Annotated in this window: 28 protein-coding genes; 26 read left to right on the forward strand and 2 right to left on the reverse strand. The window is 34.0% G+C overall.

The window, feature by feature from the left end:
- Window positions 1–82: 82 nt before the first annotated feature.
- On the forward strand, window positions 83–688 hold the full coding sequence (locus FC36_RS01490; RefSeq protein WP_056986670.1) for a host-nuclease inhibitor Gam family protein: 606 nt from the start codon (window positions 83–85) through the stop codon (window positions 686–688).
- Window positions 689–765: 77 nt separating this feature from the next.
- Here FC36_RS01490 and FC36_RS01495 read toward each other — a convergent pair whose 3' ends face one another.
- Entirely contained in the window at window positions 766–1,041 is a 276-nt protein-coding gene (locus tag FC36_RS01495; protein ID WP_025020385.1) for a helix-turn-helix domain-containing protein, read from the reverse strand.
- 163 nt (window positions 1,042–1,204) lie between these two features.
- On the reverse strand, window positions 1,205–1,378 hold the full coding sequence (locus FC36_RS11790; RefSeq protein ID WP_155889548.1) for a type II toxin-antitoxin system HicB family antitoxin: 174 nt from the start codon (window positions 1,376–1,378) through the stop codon (window positions 1,205–1,207).
- A gap of 166 nt (window positions 1,379–1,544) precedes the next feature.
- Here FC36_RS11790 and FC36_RS01500 point away from each other — a divergent pair, with 166 nt between their 5' ends.
- From FC36_RS01500 to FC36_RS12075, 25 genes are all read left to right on the forward strand, one after another.
- On the forward strand, window positions 1,545–2,309 hold the full coding sequence (locus FC36_RS01500) for a hypothetical protein (protein ID WP_025020384.1): 765 nt from the start codon (window positions 1,545–1,547) through the stop codon (window positions 2,307–2,309).
- Between the two features lie 168 nt (window positions 2,310–2,477).
- Complete coding sequence (locus FC36_RS01505; protein WP_025020383.1) at window positions 2,478–2,861, forward strand: hypothetical protein; 384 nt, start codon at window positions 2,478–2,480, stop codon at window positions 2,859–2,861.
- A gap of 22 nt (window positions 2,862–2,883) precedes the next feature.
- Window positions 2,884–3,306, forward strand: coding sequence for a hypothetical protein (locus FC36_RS01510; RefSeq protein ID WP_025020382.1), 423 nt, complete (start codon window positions 2,884–2,886; stop codon window positions 3,304–3,306).
- A 145-nt stretch (window positions 3,307–3,451) separates the two neighbouring features.
- Entirely contained in the window at window positions 3,452–4,069 is a 618-nt protein-coding gene (locus tag FC36_RS01515) for a hypothetical protein (protein ID WP_025020381.1), read from the forward strand.
- Between the two features lie 153 nt (window positions 4,070–4,222).
- Entirely contained in the window at window positions 4,223–4,909 is a 687-nt protein-coding gene (locus tag FC36_RS01520) for a single-stranded DNA-binding protein (protein ID WP_023859232.1), read from the forward strand.
- A 199-nt stretch (window positions 4,910–5,108) separates the two neighbouring features.
- Window positions 5,109–5,393: a hypothetical protein gene (locus FC36_RS01525; protein WP_023859233.1), complete on the forward strand. Its 285-nt coding sequence runs from the start codon at window positions 5,109–5,111 to the stop codon at window positions 5,391–5,393.
- A gap of 116 nt (window positions 5,394–5,509) precedes the next feature.
- Window positions 5,510–5,779, forward strand: coding sequence for a hypothetical protein (locus FC36_RS01530; protein ID WP_035190115.1), 270 nt, complete (start codon window positions 5,510–5,512; stop codon window positions 5,777–5,779).
- Between the two features lie 18 nt (window positions 5,780–5,797).
- A complete protein-coding gene (locus tag FC36_RS01535) occupies window positions 5,798–6,133 on the forward strand; it encodes a hypothetical protein (protein ID WP_023859234.1) in 336 nt (111 codons plus the stop codon).
- Between the two features lie 68 nt (window positions 6,134–6,201).
- A complete protein-coding gene (locus FC36_RS01540) occupies window positions 6,202–6,513 on the forward strand; it encodes a hypothetical protein (protein ID WP_025020380.1) in 312 nt (103 codons plus the stop codon).
- Window positions 6,514–6,654: 141 nt separating this feature from the next.
- Complete coding sequence (locus FC36_RS01545) at window positions 6,655–7,476, forward strand: hypothetical protein (protein WP_025020379.1); 822 nt, start codon at window positions 6,655–6,657, stop codon at window positions 7,474–7,476.
- A gap of 147 nt (window positions 7,477–7,623) precedes the next feature.
- Window positions 7,624–8,763, forward strand: coding sequence for a hypothetical protein (locus FC36_RS01550; protein WP_025020378.1), 1,140 nt, complete (start codon window positions 7,624–7,626; stop codon window positions 8,761–8,763).
- Between the two features lie 19 nt (window positions 8,764–8,782).
- Window positions 8,783–9,163: a hypothetical protein gene (locus FC36_RS01555; protein ID WP_025020377.1), complete on the forward strand. Its 381-nt coding sequence runs from the start codon at window positions 8,783–8,785 to the stop codon at window positions 9,161–9,163.
- Between the two features lie 18 nt (window positions 9,164–9,181).
- A complete protein-coding gene (locus FC36_RS01560; protein WP_025020376.1) occupies window positions 9,182–9,637 on the forward strand; it encodes a hypothetical protein in 456 nt (151 codons plus the stop codon).
- A 5-nt stretch (window positions 9,638–9,642) separates the two neighbouring features.
- Complete coding sequence (locus FC36_RS01565) at window positions 9,643–10,221, forward strand: hypothetical protein (protein ID WP_025020375.1); 579 nt, start codon at window positions 9,643–9,645, stop codon at window positions 10,219–10,221.
- 126 nt (window positions 10,222–10,347) lie between these two features.
- Window positions 10,348–10,794 (forward strand): hypothetical protein, encoded by a 447-nt coding sequence (locus FC36_RS01570; protein WP_025020374.1) that lies wholly within the window; start codon window positions 10,348–10,350, stop codon window positions 10,792–10,794.
- Window positions 10,795–10,815: 21 nt separating this feature from the next.
- Window positions 10,816–11,205: a hypothetical protein gene (locus FC36_RS01575; protein WP_023859242.1), complete on the forward strand. Its 390-nt coding sequence runs from the start codon at window positions 10,816–10,818 to the stop codon at window positions 11,203–11,205.
- A gap of 26 nt (window positions 11,206–11,231) precedes the next feature.
- Window positions 11,232–11,651: a hypothetical protein gene (locus FC36_RS01580; RefSeq protein ID WP_025020373.1), complete on the forward strand. Its 420-nt coding sequence runs from the start codon at window positions 11,232–11,234 to the stop codon at window positions 11,649–11,651.
- Window positions 11,652–11,666: 15 nt separating this feature from the next.
- Window positions 11,667–12,056, forward strand: coding sequence for a hypothetical protein (locus FC36_RS01585; RefSeq protein WP_025020372.1), 390 nt, complete (start codon window positions 11,667–11,669; stop codon window positions 12,054–12,056).
- A 101-nt stretch (window positions 12,057–12,157) separates the two neighbouring features.
- A complete protein-coding gene (locus FC36_RS01590) occupies window positions 12,158–13,225 on the forward strand; it encodes a hypothetical protein (RefSeq protein WP_025020371.1) in 1,068 nt (355 codons plus the stop codon).
- Window positions 13,206–13,505: a hypothetical protein gene (locus tag FC36_RS01595; RefSeq protein WP_025020370.1), complete on the forward strand. Its 300-nt coding sequence runs from the start codon at window positions 13,206–13,208 to the stop codon at window positions 13,503–13,505. Before FC36_RS01590 ends, FC36_RS01595 begins: the two co-directional genes overlap by 20 nt.
- Window positions 13,506–13,711: 206 nt before the next feature.
- Window positions 13,712–15,469, forward strand: a complete 1,758-nt coding sequence (locus FC36_RS01600; RefSeq protein ID WP_056986671.1) for a hypothetical protein — start codon at window positions 13,712–13,714, stop codon at window positions 15,467–15,469.
- A 125-nt stretch (window positions 15,470–15,594) separates the two neighbouring features.
- Window positions 15,595–15,957 (forward strand): hypothetical protein, encoded by a 363-nt coding sequence (locus tag FC36_RS01605; RefSeq protein ID WP_025020367.1) that lies wholly within the window; start codon window positions 15,595–15,597, stop codon window positions 15,955–15,957.
- Window positions 15,958–17,008: 1,051 nt separating this feature from the next.
- Complete coding sequence (locus FC36_RS01610; RefSeq protein WP_056986672.1) at window positions 17,009–17,296, forward strand: helix-turn-helix domain-containing protein; 288 nt, start codon at window positions 17,009–17,011, stop codon at window positions 17,294–17,296.
- Window positions 17,297–17,382: 86 nt separating this feature from the next.
- A complete protein-coding gene (locus FC36_RS01615) occupies window positions 17,383–17,685 on the forward strand; it encodes a helix-turn-helix domain-containing protein (RefSeq protein ID WP_025020365.1) in 303 nt (100 codons plus the stop codon).
- Between the two features lie 50 nt (window positions 17,686–17,735).
- Window positions 17,736–17,949 (forward strand): helix-turn-helix domain-containing protein (locus tag FC36_RS12075; RefSeq protein WP_162257644.1); only part of this gene is annotated, 214 nt, incomplete at its 3' end.

A 17,949-nucleotide genomic window follows, 5' to 3' on the forward strand; every position in this document is an offset into this window, starting at 1 on the left:
GAGAACCGTAAGGTTCAACCTTACAAGCCCCTCTCTTTAGAGAGGGGTAGTTGACGTTTTTTATATCGAAAGGATGAATATTATGCCAACAACTAATGTCGAAGAAAAGTTACAAGAAACAATCACACCCACAGCAGCTACGGAAGTTCCTGTTGAAACAGTTGGAGACGTTGATGTAAATGACAGTTTTAAAGTATTATCAGTATTTCCAGAGATGAACAATCCTGAATGGTTCCCTACTAATAGTGCTGAATTAGATTTAGTCTTCACTCGTCTAAGAGAACTGCAAGCAGAAGAAGAACAAATTAACAAAGAGTTTGAAACTATTATCAGCACATATAAAAAGAGAGCTGATAATTTACTATTAAAAGTTAACGACAAGAAACGTCGTTGGGAAACTTTGGCTAAATACTATTCAGAAGCCACTTACGAACAAACCGGAAAGAAAAATGTTTCCACTCCACATGGGACGGTTAAGTACTCTGTTACTAATAAGAAAATTATTGATAACGATGAAATGATGGCAAAGTACCCTAGTTTTGTAAAAGCCACGTACACTTTTGACTGGACCGCATTCAAGAAAGAAAATGGTATCACCTTAAAAGACGGTAAAGCCTTTAATAAAGACGGTGAAATCCTTGAAGAAGTTAAAGTTGAAACACACAAAGAAGCTAAAATTGTCTTATAATATGAGTAAGTAACGCATACAAAAGAAAAAACCACCAACTAATGGTGGCTTTTTTTGCTGCAAAATATTTACACAGCTTAATCACATGTCTTTTCCACACTAGAAAAAAATGTTTGCGTGTCAAAACCAATACCATTAGCATATTGTTCCAATATTGTCTGACTAGGAATTGAGTCAACTGCTTCAATCCTTGCAATTCGTGATTGAGTCATTCCAATACGTTCAGCTAATTCTTCTTGTGTTATGCCTAATTCTAATCGCCTAACAACCAAAAGTGCTAAAACATCAATAAGTTTCGTTTCTTCTGGTGACAGAATTGTTATCTCTTTTTTGAACTGTTTCCATGTCGTCATCTAAATCGTCACTTCTTTCTAACAGGAATTATCTTGGTTAATATCGGGATGCTTTCTTCTGAATTACGAAACAATCACTTGAACAAGCATCGCTTTTTTCTGTGTTTTCTTTTCTTCAATCATTGGCAATCTGGGATTGCTTTTGATTTCATGACTAGCTATATTACTCGCCAATATAATCTTTTGCCATAAGCAGGGCTTCAGCTTCAGAAGAACCTTGCGTATAACCATCAATATCTGGAATTTCAACGAAATATGGATACTTCTCATCGCTTGTTTTTTCGATAATTACTGGCAAAGTAATAATTTCATCTTTCGATTTCTTTTTTTGAGTCAAACATGCCACCTGCTTTCTTACCTGATATCCACATCATACGTGATGCTAAAGAAAAACGCAAATACTTAGCAAATCTTGTGACGTTAGTTTTTTTAGGGCTAAAGCCCATATTTTTTTGCTTGTGTAGTATTAAAAACACAATGCAAACAAGAAAGAAGGAAATAAAATGGCAAACATCTCAGATATTAAAGGTAGAATTCTAATCGACAAACAATTTTACCTCGATAATAAAGATTTCTTAGACAACTACTTTTCAGAAGATAACTTCTATCAGTCATGCGACTACGGCATCTTTATTAACGCAATGGATCCAAAAAAGCCATTTATCGATGCTGAAGACAATGAAGATAAAGTCCAACTCAACATCATCGGAAACGGTCGTTGGACCTTATTAAATTCATATAACTTTGCTATTAAAGCAGAGGCTGGTGATGAAAATTACCACAAGCTTATTAAGCTATTTTCCAAGAACCATAAGGAAATTACTGTTGACTACGATGAATACGAACCAGGAATAAGCCTTTTTGGACATTTCAAAGATATTCTAACACCTTGCTATATTAAAGAAGATGATTCTTATAGCATTAATCCAGAACAAGCTTCTGCAGAAAATTACGATTATAACGATCGTGAGCTTATTGAAAAAGACTTCGAAGACGGTTATGTCTTTGAATCTTCAGAACATAGCTTTTCTCCTGATTTTCACGAGATTGATGAATATGAAACAAAAGAATTTATCAATGACTATGGCGAAACATGGTACGATAATCTTCGCCCTGACCTCAAAAAGCAATATTCTTTAAAAGAGGCTATCGACTTATTAATTGACGAAATTATTGAAAACGAAGAAACCAAAGGAGGCATCTCATTCTGGCGATGTGAAGACACTGACCTATTAAATGAACTTTTCTTAAAGAAAATTAGCAAATAACATATAACCAAAAATTTAAAAAACACAATAACTGCACTATGCAGACAATTATATTTTCTATCTTAGCAATCACCTAATTTGGTGGTTGCTTTTTTTGTGGGCTAAAGCCCCTATTTTTTTGCCTATGTAGTATTAAAGCACAATGCAAACAAGAAAGAAGGAAAAATTATGAATTTACGCAATCAAAGCAAAATCACAGTTTACGTTCTTTATTACACGGATATTTGGCGTACTAGAAGCGAATATAGCATTGCAGAAATGGTGACAAGTAAAAAAGAACTTGCCGAATTTCTTCGCAATTATTTGAAAAATGATTGGAAAGAAGAACTAGAGCCACTAAAACAATTTTGGCATAATAACGCATATGATGTTGACGCCATTAATGAAAAAGCACATATTAGTGACGAAGAAACGCTCGATATCGTTCGAGCCCTTTCAATGTCAGATACCAACTTAATTCAAGCGTTAGAAAGCCAAGAAATTCCCTACTACGATATTGGAACACTTGATATCGACCTTGATACCGGTTCTATTGACCGAGACAACATTTAAACTACGAACAGGAGAAAAAAACATGGAACAAACACAACTAAAAGAATTAATCATAGAAAAAGCAATCAATAACATTAACAACGATGTTGATTTAGATAGCTTTAATGCTGATGAAAGCAAGACATTACTGACTAAATTATTCAGCATTCCTGGAGTTACAATCTTAGAAAACGCATCTGACGATAAACGTAAACTTACTAGTCTATACATTCGTCTTATTGCTACATTCACTTGTAATGACGGTGGTTCAAAGTCTGATTACTATGCTTGTGCCTTAGCAGAAGCATTTGAAGATTACGGACTAAAACTACCAACACATGCAACTGGTGAATATGGTAAGTTCGTTGAATATATTGTCGAAAGTATTAAAGCTAATGCTATACGTACTTCTGAAGAATTATCTCAGCATCAAAAATTAGCAACTGCTCTTGGAAGTCCAGACTAAAGCATATTTTTCTAGCAATCACCTGATTTGGTGGTTGCTTTTTGTTTAGGGCTAAAGCCCATATTTTTTTGCCTATGTAGTAAAAATTAAGCAATTTCAAGAAAGAAAAATCAAGATTGATTAGTAATAATTGGAGGAATTTATTTTGAAGAAAATTACAGGCATCATCACATTCCCATTCGAATTTGAACAGACACATTCCGTCGAAATTTTTAAATGGGTCAACGAAAACAAGAATATCCCTAATATTATCAACATTACAAGCAAAATAAGAAATAAAGTCAGTTTCAGTTTTGAAGCTAAAGAATCTATAACGCAATTTATCGCAAATGGTAATGAATTCTTTGGCAAGGACAACTTTAGCGCATACGAAGGCCTTATTAACTCAATGGTTAAGCATAACGAAGTATTTACTATCGATTGCTTTGAACATGACACTATTACACACAAGACAAGTAAACTGTCGTTTTCAGTTACACCTAGCTTTTCATTCCCTAATGTTAGTGACCTGTTAGAAAAAGAACACCATTTAAGCGATTATGAGGCTTATATCATGCACTTTGAACCTGCCATTAACATTTACTCTATGATAGGTCAACGACTCTTAAAAGATGTTTTAGGCTACTCTCAAAGCAAGACTTTAAATGTATCTGAATTATCTAGAAAACTAGAAAACAATTTCCTAGCTATTTGGAAATTGAACGATCCAGAAATTCTTAGCGAGATTAAGAAAGATTGCTATGAGTACCTAGAAGTTGTCTAAAATCATAAATAGATAGTTGCACCATACTTCAATACTTAGGGATAATTAAATTAGAATAACCCCAAATTATTAGAACAAATAGGCTAAAGCCTATTATTCATCTGATTATGTAGTTTTATAACAAAAAAAGCAAAAAGAAAGAAGGACAAAATTATGTCAACAAATATTACAGTTTTACAAGGTCGCTTAGTACGTAACCCAGAAATTCGAAATGTGGAAAATCGTCAAGTAATGAGTTTCCGTATTGCGGTCCAACGAAACTTCAAGAATCGTAACGGAGAATATGACTCTGACTTCTTTAACATTGAAACATGGAATGCCCCATCAATCAACTACCTCTCTACTCACATTATGAAAGGTACAGAAGTCATCGTAACTGGTACTTTACGTGCTACCATTTCAGGTGAAGGCGATAAGCGTCGTGAATACATTAATGTGCAAGCTGAAAACGTTAGTGTAACACATGGTGCTCCAGCATCTTCTCCTGCTATGCCAGGAGCTATGCCTAATGGCCAAGGACAATTTGCACCTCAAAATCAAGGATTTAATAGCATGAATCAAACTACTCCAGTAGCACCTAATGCTAATAACTTCCCACAAAATGCGGGCCAAACCTTTAATAATACCAACGGTTTTCCTTCTGCATCACAACAAGTACCAACACAAAATAATACAGCTTCTCAAACAGCACAATTTGCAAACAGCAACAATGTACAACAAAACAATGCATCTCAAACAACCTCACAAACACCACAACCTCAAGAAACAACACCTCAACAAAGTCAAGGTAGTACCGCTAACGATGATACCTTTGACCCAATGAACTTGAATTTCTTGTAAGATTTAGCAAAGCCACCTATAATGGTGGTTTTTCTTTTAAAGAGAACCGTAAGGTTCAACCTTACAAGCCCCTCTCTTTAGAGAGGGGTAGTTGACTTGTTCTAACGTGTGTGCTTGCACATTTACTCAGGGCTATCGCCCATATCTGTTTGACTCTGTAGGAAACATACAATTAATTACAAGAAAGAAGAGATTCAAAATGAAAAAGAGACTCAAAAACAAGATTTTGACACAACTTAACCGCGCAGAATTATTACAATTAACAACTTTCTTTAAGCAAAAAACATCAAAGTTATCTCATGACAACATTTTGCGCATTAAAGACTTGAAAAAACTAGAACCAGGTTATTTAAATTCTGTTGTCAGGAATTGCTATACTACTATGGGCCCAACTGAAAAATATCGTATTCGGGCAATCGACAAGCTTATCGAGAAGTATTACATCTCTGGTAGCGTGTTCAAAGATGATGACATCCCATTCTAATTTCTAATTGACTAATTAGGAATAAAACCGCTAGTTATAGTGGTTTTTTTGGGCTAAAGCCCCTATCCTCTTGATTATGTAGTTTAAAAATCAAGAAGAAAGAAGAGGTCGGAAAAATGAAGACACGAATACTAATTGAACAGATTCACTATAACAACAGTACCGACAAAGCCTATTTAGTTGAATTACCAACTAATAAGAAGAAGTACATCTGGGTTCCTAAGAAATTGCTCTACCCTAACTGGCAATATGCAACCTTATATGTACCACTATCAAAGGTTTTCTATGGATTTGACGATGACGGCAATAAATTCGAACTTACCGGAAATCGTATCCTAGAGTACTTCTCTTCAATCACAAATATACGCAACTCATACGTGCGATAAATAAGGAGGAAATTAATTATGAACCCAACGCTATACGAACTCAAAGGAATGAAAGCGAAAAACTCTCTGTTAAAAAGCATTTTCATAACCGGCCTGAGTACTGATGGTTATCAACATGTAGAAGTTGAGCCATACGATGATACTGGTTTTGATGCACTTAATGGAACACCTTCTCGATATGATAAGGCACAAGCTTTAATCAAAAAAGAAGTTTCCAAGTACTTCAAAGATAAAAATGTAAAAGAAAACACAGTCTTAGTTACGGTATACTCTGAACGTTACGGCGTTGACGAGCACTATTTACATGTTGATGATGGCAAATATGAGTTTGAGTATCCAATTCGACTAAAATAGCCCGACATTCAAAAGTAACCATTGACATTATTATTAGAAATCAAAACCTAAACATGGAGGAAAAAAGCATGAATAAAAGAATTAAGGTAAAAGTTAGAAAAATGTACTGGGCTGCATCAGAAATGAGCGACCCCTTCAATAATCACCCAGAAATTCCCTTAGGTATTCCTGAAAAAACATCATTAGCAGTCCACGAATTACGCAACATGATTGTTAAGTTTAAAGAAGAGAACGAAAGAAGTTTCGATTTAGACACAAGAACTGTTTTTACCCGCAGAAAGACATTCTGGGAAGAACGCCACTGGAAAAAAGAACGAGAAAAGCGAAATCGCACACCTGAAAATAGCAACCTCAACAACCCATCACTTGTTCCGTTTTAGAAAAAATAGCCACTCTTATTTGAGTGGTTTTTTCTTTTATTTGATTGGAATCATAGTTTAAGTGGCTCTCGCCATTATGTTTTTGCTTATGTAAAAGTTATTAAGTATTTTGTTTTTTTACAAGAAAGGAAGTAAGCTATCATGGCTAATTACACATTACACACTATCGACGCAAACTATGACGAACTTGTAGCGATAGGACTCATCCATAAAGACACCGTTAATCGTGGTTATGGGATTCAGGAAGAAGAAATGGTGTTAGACTTCAAAAAGTTTGACCCTGATTATGACGAAAAGCCTATCTGTTGGCCCGTCTATCGAGATGACAATAATCATGTTATGTGGTTTAAAAAGTGGATAGAAGATAACACTGTCGCTTATCTAATTTCTCAAAAATTTAGCGATAAAATATTTACTTATACAGCAATCTACGAGGGCGAACTTTACACTAAAATTAACATCAAAAATGGAAAGCTATACACTGTTAAGATTGATTATAATAGTGATGAATTTCAACACAAACGTGAACACATTATTGAAACTAAAGGTATTGCTGATGAACTGTACCTAAATGATGAGGAATTACTTAAGGATCCTAACGTAGTTTATGTTGATGACAACATCGTTAGATATCGTGACGGAAAAGAAATCTCCACTAAAGAATCTGAAGTATTTCGGATCCTTGCACACAGATATCATATCGTTAGTGACTTACTCTTCGATACATGGGCAAACGAGACCTACCCTATCGAATTTAAAGGTTTCCGCAGAGATAACGATACTGAAAAATGGTACATTCTACTAGAATCATGGCAAAACCGTAAGGAAAAGAAATTGTCATTAGATTTAGATTTTGTAGAATTGGAAAAGGCTTTTATCGGTTTTAGAGATGAACTTCTGAACATCCCAGGAATCAAAGAACAAGTAAGTCTTGCCCAAGCTAAATTTAAAGAGAATCTTTAAAAAATAACAATTATTGGTAACCACTCTTAGATTGAGAGTGGTTACTTTTTGCCATTTATTTCTAGGAAATTATCGTTAGGGGCTAAAGCCCTTATTTTTTTGATTTCGTAGTTATATACCAAAAGCAAAAATACGGAGGAAAAAATTATGTATTATTTAGCAACCAGTTTAGACAACACTTTATTTCACACAGCGGATAAATTCACAGGAAAGAAAGTTCCAATCATGTTTGACCGAGAAACACAGTATACTGATGCAAAGCCTATTGGTTATATTACCAGTAAGCTACTTTACCTTTCGTGTCAACCAAAAGATAAACTTGTTAATCCTGAGTCAAATGCTAGATACGAAGACTATGACTGGTTTGAATGGGTAATCCCTGTAACTTACCATACCAGAGAAGAAATTATTCATCACGTGAACCAGTCATTTAATTATGCCATTGTTGAAAATGGCGCTATGATTTTGCAAGAAGGTCATTATCCAAGTATTCGACCTAATGAAGACTGGGACAAGCATATTGATAAGCTAATTGATAAACATAAGTCTCAATACAACAAGATGAACTATGCTTTGAAACTTGTACAATCAATGGCAGATGATGCCGATAGTAATTTTGAAAATCAAGCTCACTTTTACGGTGAAAAGCAAGCATCAGCTGAACTAGTATTAGCAAGCGATAATCCGGCTAAAGCTGAAATCTTGGATTACCTTAAGTCTAATTTACCTGAATGGAAAATTTATCAAATTACAGACTCACGCTACTTTATCATCCCCGACTGGATTGGAAAAGCAAAAGCCCTCGCCTACCTTAAAGAACATGTGTTAGGCAAAGATAGCAAGCTCATCACCGCAGGAAGTATGGAATTAGATAAAGAGTTCGTGAGCCTAGGTGACATCACTTTTGGTGATGGTTTCGGTGAACATGACTTATACCAAAACGGCATTTCTAATAGTACTAAATTACTAATGGACGAACTGAAAACACACGTCACGTTCCGAATTAAGCTGTTCATTTATCACCGTTTCAATAATGGTTGGGGAGCTCAGTACGAAACTGATCCAGTCGAATTAAAAGACATTCCGTTAGAAGAGCTTAAATCACTTACTAAAGAAAAGTACGATAAAGCCCCTGTCTTTCAAACAGACGACCCAGTAGAAGCTATTCAACGAAAAAACGAAATTGAAAACTATAACTCTTTGCACTCTAGCATTGATAATGTATTCCGTGTACCACGCGAAAGTACTTATATTATGTTCGCAATTAAAAGTGTCGAAAAAAATTAAAATAAATGAGGTGAAAATAATGGAAAACTTAACAATAGCAAGAAAAAACGTACAAAGTGCGGCTGAAGAAATCTTAGCCGTTCTCCTCTCAACTGATTGGAAGTACCAAAAAGGAAAATTCAAAGGACTGACACGATCTATTAATGTCGGTGGGGAAAATTATTTTAATCTTGCGGTAGCGTTTCAGAAAGACGATTATTTTGAAGCAGTTGAAGATGTAGAGCAAAAAGGAAGTTGTTCTTCGCTTCTTTTTAAGCCACAGCAAGGAGATAAACTTTGCATAGCGGTACAAGAAGAAACTGAGCAAGACCTTGAACAAGATTCTTTTGAAGAGCAAGATACCCAAAGTATTCTTACCAATATTCTTAAAAAGTTTGATGATTTTTGTGAAATCGTTTAAGAAATGAGGACGAAAAGATTGTACACGATTGACGAAATCAACAAAATTAGTGATAAATTAGCCAAAAACAAACTAACCAAAGATATTTTCTTTGAGTATATCGACACTCAAGATGCTTACGATGAGACGTCAGCAGACTTTTACAATAAATGTTGGGACCTCTTCAAAGAAATCATGAATACGGCTAGCTCAAACGAGTATCGGTATTCTCTTGCAGAACTTGGTTTCAATCAACTACAAGAAAACGATTTAGGCTCTAATTCGATTGACTTTGAAAAAAGATTTGAAAGAATATTTAACACAGTTAGCCTAATTTGCAAAACTGATGAACTGCTCAAAGATTTCCCAGATCAGCTTATCGATGATTACCAATTTTTGAAGAAAACTCGAGCAAAACTCGATAAATACAAGAAAGAACTAAGACGAGTTTCCAAAGATGCAGGAATTGCATTATATTTTGAAAAAGATAGGTGAAAAATATGCCATTAACTAAAGAATTAATCAGAGATATCTTATCTCACTCTATCATCGCAACTGACAGGAAGACTGGTGAACAGCGAATCAATAGTGCCAGAAGTTGGCTCAATAAAGCTAACTGCATCTATGCGTACCCTACTGGGAAATCGTTAACCATTTCTGGACTACTCAATATTGGAATTAACGATAAGCCAGTTTTCACTAAAGCATTATCTCGTAACAGCGAAACAGCCAAAGATAAGATTATGCTTTTCCTAAAGCACAACTTACCTAACTTTGATTTTTCTTGGAATACAGCCAAACCATGCTATGTTATTGATTATGATGACAGCTATACATGGATTTGCTCTAGCAAGAAAGAAATCTTGGATTGCATTTTGAAGTTCCACTGTCAAAATCCACTAGAAAATAACATTGATGAATTATTAGATTATGTCGTCATTAAGACATTCTACGGGACGGGTTACGACAATCCACCAGAAACCTGGATGTCCTTACGAGTAGCATTAGATACATTCTTCGATACTGATTCAAAACAAGAATTTTTTAAAAATATTGGAATAACTGAAGAAGACTTATAAGAAACAGAATTATCCCTACATTTGCATTAAACTTGATATTTAGCTGCCATATTTGGTGGCTTATTTTTTTAGGGCTAAAGCCCTTATTTTTTTGACTATGTAGTTAAATAAAAAGGAGCGATTACTATGGTATTAAAATTAAAAGACATAGAAATAAACGACATTAAAGAAGGAGTTATCTTCAACGAAGTTAACTGCTACAACCAAATTGATAACCGCAACACTTGGGAATTGAGTAACCTCTACCCTGCTTTTTGGGACAAGATGGTTTCACTTAGAGAAAAAGACCCTGACAAAGAATTATATGGGAAACTATCCTTGATTGAAGTTGACAACAATCTAAAAATTGTTAACTCATATTCTCGTTTAAACAAAGAATTGCACTACGTAAACAAACGACAAAAAGCAGAATTAGATTGTTTAGCTGATAACATTATCAAGATTGATAAGTGGGCCAAACAAAAGAATTTAACGGTTTACCTCCCCTACCAAATTCGTGAAAACAGAATGGACGATGAATGGGAAGAACTATTAGATAAAATCAAATTTACAGATTGCGTAATTTATGAATAGATCGAAAGGAATGAGTAAAAAATGCACTTATTAAATAGTAAAAGTATTATGGACATTAATACAGAAGAAGACTGGAACAAGCATATTGAAGAATGCGATGCCTTGCTTTCTAAATTGCCTAATTGTGAATGCTATGTAACCGTTGATTACATTGATACGTATAACCGTTCCAAGCACGAAACCAAAGAATTAAAATTAGACCTAGAAGACTACTACTCTCTGTTAGACACTCTAGATATTAAAAATGGATATGATGTACTTTTAACGGACGATAACCAATTAGTCTTTAAAGTATTTGGAGGAGGTTACGAGTACAAAGGTAAATTTGAAATGGTCAAAACCTTAGTAGTCTTCAATCCCAAAAGTAACATCAGTCTAGCAGTAGAATTAGGCATCAACATCCAAAAATAAAAATATAGTTAATAGAAGGTAAAAACATGGTATTATTCAAACAAACAAAACAACAAACACCTAATTATGCGGACCGTGCAGATATTATTCAAACCGTTTTACGTCAACTTGATGAGCAAGATATTATTTATCTTGATTTTGATTCTTTCACGAAAAAAGAAGGCAACACAGATGCTGAATATCTAAACAACTTCAGATTTCACCTAGAATACGGGAAACTTTTCGATATTATCTTCATGGACATTCTTGTTGACATGCTTAATCTAGACTTTGAGAAGTCCGATTTAGCGTTAAACTACTTTTACAAAAACGAAGACGACTCCCGTTGGTATATGGTTCTACATGAACCTGAAAAAGAATATCCAATCGAGGATATTATAACTGCTGCCGACAATGGAACAATAGATATTGCAGAATTTCCAGAATTAAAAATTTATTGTATTTAACAAGGAGAAATTAAAATGGAAAATTGGAAAAAGAAACAAGTATTTCTTAGCGGCTTAGATTTAGCAATCAATAACAGGGTTAGTGTTCTTTATAGTTCATGTAATCCAAAAGAATTCACCCACCCTACTAACATTGAAACGGTATACCACATGCAAAGCATTTCTGACCTTGTTAGCGAATATCTTTACAATGACAATACCAATAACAACTATAAAATTTTAAGCATGAACCCAGAAGAAGTTATCAATCGACTTCTTCCAAAAATGCAAGACCTACTTGCGCTATACAACAGTCCTTATAGTAACCAAGTAGATGAGTTTTATACCGAAATCGACGCCATTTTTGAAAGTAACGAGACATTAGACCAAATCAAAAAATGGCAAAAAGTCATCGAAAATATTTAGCTATAATAGCTACCAATTATGGTGGCTTTTTTTATTTTAGGGCTAAAGCCCCCTATTTTTTTTACTTTGTAGAATTAAAAAAGGAAATGAGGAATTTAATTATGAAAACAATTGACAATTTATTCACTAAAAACGGTTCTTTTTACAAACTTGAGACAGTAACCGATCAAGAAAGTTACAACATGTACTACGAAATGTTAGAAGATGACGGCTTATTAATTACAGGATTGACTACAGGAAAAAATGGATTTCAAAAGATATTTGAAAATAAAATTCATAACTTATTTGAAAATATAGATAAAAATGCACAAGATATCAAAAACCTAATATTCACTTTTAAGCCACTATATGCCGCCGAATATTACCATGATGATAGCGACATCATGGAACTATTATCAAAGTACTCTTATAATGATGCTAGCGAAACGAATAATCCTAAAGATAAAATTTTAAGTGATTCTAGAAATTTCTTAATAATTGACTGTTGCGAGGCTGACAGATTTAGTGGAGCTTTCGAAAGAGTTCTAAACATTCTTCATATTAACTTCGCCGAAATCAAAGGATACTATCAAGGTGAAGATGAGTTTATTACCTTTGCAGATAACCGAGAAATTAGCGAATCATACCGTTCATACATTGAATGTGTTTGTTTTGGTGGCTTAATTGAACTGGTTAGCGTTGATGGTGATGAAGAAGAATATGTACAAGCAACATACACCAATGACGATATTTTCTTATACGAGAATAAAGATAAGGTAGCTGAAAAATCACTAAAAGTACTTGAAAAAGACGGCTTTCTTCCTGTAGACAAACAATTTGTTGACAAATTTGAAAGTCTTGTTGATGATTTAATTGACACTTTTAAAAAGCAAAATAGCAACCGTGTAGGCTTTAATAATTATCTTGGAAAAAGCTTAGATTCAGTCTTCTTTGCAACTAAAGCCTTAGAAATGCTACCATACTTATTCGAATATGTTGACTTAGAAAAAGTTACAAAGAATAGTCCTAAAGAATGGATGGACGAATTAGCAAATCCTCTCTGTGTTGCAAAATATCTTGAAGATAAAGCTGAATATGGTGAAAACGATAGCAGCTTTAAGAAGTTTTTGCTTAGCAAATTCAACGTTGAAAAGAAACAAGGTGAAAAATATGGAAAGTATACTCGATAATATCGACAAGAACGAAATCTTAGAATATGTCGGAAAGAACTTTACGGATCATCAGATTATCAAATTCTTAGCCAAACGAAAGAATGGCTTTTCAGTTTCTAAAACTGACCTTCTAAAAATGCAAATTGGCTTAGATACTGAACAAACTGAATATCTAGACGAAAATGGACTTGATTGGTTTGAAATTTTTATTCGGTACCCTAATGGTAATGTTCAAGCACAATTTTTTGATGATAAAGATGCCAAAGATTTTGGTAATCCGATACGTTTTAAATACTAATATCATAATACTTTCTATTTAACCACCTATCATTGGTGGTTATTTTTATTTTTTTCTAACGGGATGATTCTTTCCAAAAAGCTTACTTTAATCTTCCTATACGAAGTCTAAAGTTGCTTAGTAATTATTCTAGTTACGGGCTAAAGCCCCTATCCTTTTGATTATGTAGTTTTTATATCGAACAAGAAAGAAAGGATGATTTAACTATGTTTACATCACTATTTAAAAAAAAGAGCAATACTCCCGGTAAAACAAAAACAAAGCCAACATTGAAATTTAAAGTTAATGATGATTTACACGCAAGGTTTAGAAAAATTGCTAATTATATCAATAAGACAACTGATTTAGAAAACATCAATATTAATGATGTTATTAAAACTATGCTTATTGACATTGATTGCCTTTTTGGCTATGAACGTATTGAATTTGCTCCCTCTTTAACCGAAGATGAAGTTTTTGATAAACTTCAACGCATTTATAATAATGAAAAAGATATTGATAAAATAGGTACACTCATGCCTGCAAGAATCCACTATACCGATAATAAGAAAAAGTCAAATCTTGTAGTCATTAAATTCCTCGATCAAGAAAAAATTGTTAAGCTTGATGCTCCATATCATTACAGGTCAATGCCCGATATTAGTATTTTTACTTTTAGTAGAGCAGAATACGGATATACCCAAATCATTAAAGACATCAGTAATGTATATTTTCAAGAAGAACGAACAGAACTTGAAACCAAAGAATTTAAAGATTTACTAGACAACATTAGTAATAAAATCTTTTCGAAGCAAAAAAGTTATTTCCGTTTTTATGAAATTTCAAGGAACGACCTAGAATTAGAAGAATTATATAAGAAATACTTGAACGGTGAAATTAAAGCAAACTATGATGATCCTCAAAATATTGCGATTAAAGTCGAAGAAAACGGTGTTCACTATAACTACAAACTTGCTTACCTCAAAAAAGTTCAAGTTCGTAATGACATTATTAGGTTTTGCGAGCAATACACTACTTTAGTTTACGGTGCTGCTTTGCAACAACGATACGAATCTGACCTTGATAAATTAACTCACGCTAGAGCTTGGGAGGATAAGAAGCAAGTAAACCTTAAAACCCAAAACGCAGCAAAGAACGATCGTTTGAACAAGTACTTTGCTAAGCTAGAGTTTGATAACGATGTTGATTTAGAAAAGCTACCTACTTTTTCTAAAGAAGTATCCTCTCTTATGGAATATGTATTGCCTTCAACATCAAACATCCCTACTCTCCGTTTAAGGAAACTAGGTAATTACAGAGCGTTAGGTATGTACGTTAATCTTTTGAATAATCTTGTCATTGACTTTCGAGACAATCAAGACTACAAAGACACCCCTACTCTTTCAGGTATTGGCATTCAATCGTTTATACACGAATATGGCCACTACTTAGACTATCAATTAAACCCCGAAGAGCAGCAAAGTAGCACTCTTGAATTTAGAGATATTTTGATTAAGTATACCGACAAAATGAAAAACTTAGCATCATCTAACCAGTTAGGCAATCAAACCACTAGCGAACAACTTACAGCCCAACAGTTAGTAGAACTTCCATACGTGCTTAAACACTTCGATTACTACATTACTCCTACTGAAGTATTTGCTAGGGCCTTTGAAATTTATATGGATCGTCTAGGATTGAAAACATCTGTAATTAAACCTCACCAAGACTATGTAGAAAAGCTTGTTTACGCTCAATACAAGGGGCTAGAGAAAGAAATCGAGAATTACTTTGATAACCTATTTCCAAGTCTTAGAGAAGCAGTTAAAGACTATGACGAAAAGCATATTAGCAATAAACAAGCTAAGCCATCCCCTACTATTCCACTAATTTCAGCAGCAGAACGTGAAAAGCTTATGGCTGATTACCCCGATTTAGTTGAAGAACAGCATGGTGACGTTATCGAATTAACATTAGCTATTTAGATATCACATAAGACTACCGATTTTGGTAGGCTTTTTTGTTTTGAAAAAAATTTCAATAAACACTTGTGCTATATAGTAAATGTTATATAACATAGTTGTAAGGCAACAAAAAGGAGACGATAATTATGACAATCGAAGAAATTAAGAATTTTATTTCAACCGCAACGTGGAGCGTCTATGGAAAAGACGACAACGTTCAATATTTCGCCAACGAAGAACATGTTGTTAGCGTAAACGCTGATAGTATGAGCTTAGACGAAATCGCTCAAGCCCTCCTAGAAAAATGGGAGAACGAAGAATGGGTTGAAGTTGATGAAATTGACCTATATGAGGCTTTAGAGGAGGAAGATATATCAAGCGAAGAAATCGAAAAATTCGACTGGTATATCGAAGAAGCCTCTCAAAACCTCAACGGTAGTGAGGATTTGGCTGAAATCCTCGAAATGAAAAATGGCTTTGCCGATTTCATTTCATGGCTAGGAGAGTAGGAAAAATAAAAATGAAAATCGATATAAGTAAAAAGCGTGCCGACCGCCACTATATATAATCTTCGGCACGGTAAAAGAAAATTTAAGAATATGACGGTTGGTTAAATTGGATTTTACTTGGCTCGATATTGCCATTTCGCAAAAACAAAACAGTCTTACAAATAACCGCTAATTCTAGTGATAAATTGCTAGTTTTAGTGGTTTTTATTTTAGGCAAAAACCCTTACTATTCAGCACAATTCAATGTAAGAGTCTTACAAAAATGCTTAATTGTAAGCTATAACAACATAAATTACACGTAAAATATCTATACCATATAAAACAATCTTACAATGATATGCTGACGCTAACCACCAGATCATCCCTAGAATATCCTACCTCTACCTTGTTGCCGTTTGAATCTATAATTTTAAAGTCTTTAGTATCTCTTTTAAGTTGTATACTGCTCATCACTACAGTTCCATGTTCTTTTACACTTCTTACTTGTATTAAATGTTTTATTTTGGTGGTTCTTGCAATATAGGTAGTTATTAAATGCTATTTATATTTACATCTTTTGCTTTATATAAAATAAAATCATTTATTTTTTCAGGTTAAGTTTTATCTTTTACCATTTTTTCTTCGCCTCCTTACCTTTTTTAAAACATTTTAAATTGTAATTGTCATGTTTTTTGTATTTAATTTAAAAAAATATAAAGAAGGAATGTTATAAAAATCTATAAAATAAAAGCATCCCTAGAGCGTGCTCAATCCATGGCTGCTTAGGCGGGCAAGCCGCCAAAACATCCATTCCTTTCGCAGGCGATCCTTGAGATATAAGCGTATTCCATTAGTTAACCACCCACCTCATTAGATAAAAGTCAATTATTAGAAAGTATTCTATTCTCAAAAAAATGAGACACAGCGACGGGACAATTGTCCATTAAGCTTAAGTTTCCTATATTGTACATTATTATGCTTGCTAGCAAGTCACTAACCGTTAGCGACCTATTCGGTCACTATTAGTTTTATTGTGAAGTAGCAGTATATAACATGGAGGTAAGGTGTTTTTATGGAAAATAGAATAAAAGAATTGCGAAAAGAAAAAGGTTTAACACTTAAACAACTTTCGGAAAAAGTTGGGATAAGTAACCAAGGCTTAAGTTTTTACGAAAGAGGGCAACGTAATCCAAAAATAGAAAATTGGCACAAGTTGGCCGACTTCTTTGATGTAACAGTTGAATACTTGCAAGGACAAGGAAATGACAACTGCAAACATCATAGTAAAGAGGAATTACAATATTTCAATGCCTTAAAATATGGGTATTGTCCTTATTGTGGCCACAAGTTATGTAATTAAAGTTAAAATATTTCCCTATTAATTTAGCACTCCCTACCTCAAAAAAATGAGGCACAGTGACGGGACAATGGAGGTAAGGTGTTTTTATGGAAAATAGAATAAAAGAATTGAGAAAAGAGCGTGGTATAACGTTGAAAGAGTTGAGCGGGTCGGTTGGTTTGGCGATTTCAACGCTTAGCGGCTATGAAAAAAAAGAAAATGAAAAAGGTTCAAGAAAGCCTAAAATAGAAAATTGGCACAAGTTGGCCGACTTCTTTGGTGTAACAGTTGAATACTTGCAAGGACAAAGAAATGACAACTGCAAACATCATAGTAAAGAGGAATTACAATATTTCAATGCCTTAAAATATGGGTATTGTCCTTATTGTGGCCACAAGTTATGTAAGTAAATTGTCCAATTGCGAAGTAGCAGTATATAACATGGAGGTAAGGTGATTTTATGGAAAACAGAATAAAGGAATTGCGGAAGAAAAAAGGTTTAACACTTAAACAACTCTCGGAAAAAGTTGGTATATCTAACCCCACTTTATCCCGATATGAAAAGGGTACACGCAACCCAAAAATAGAAAATTGGCACAAGTTGGCCAACTTCTTTGGTGTAACAGTTGAATACTTGCAAGGACAAGGAAATGACAACTGCAAACATCATAGTA

Origin of the sequence: Ligilactobacillus equi DSM 15833 = JCM 10991 (assembly GCF_001435735.1) — a bacterium.
Classification (GTDB): Bacteria; Bacillota; Bacilli; order Lactobacillales; family Lactobacillaceae; genus Ligilactobacillus; species Ligilactobacillus equi.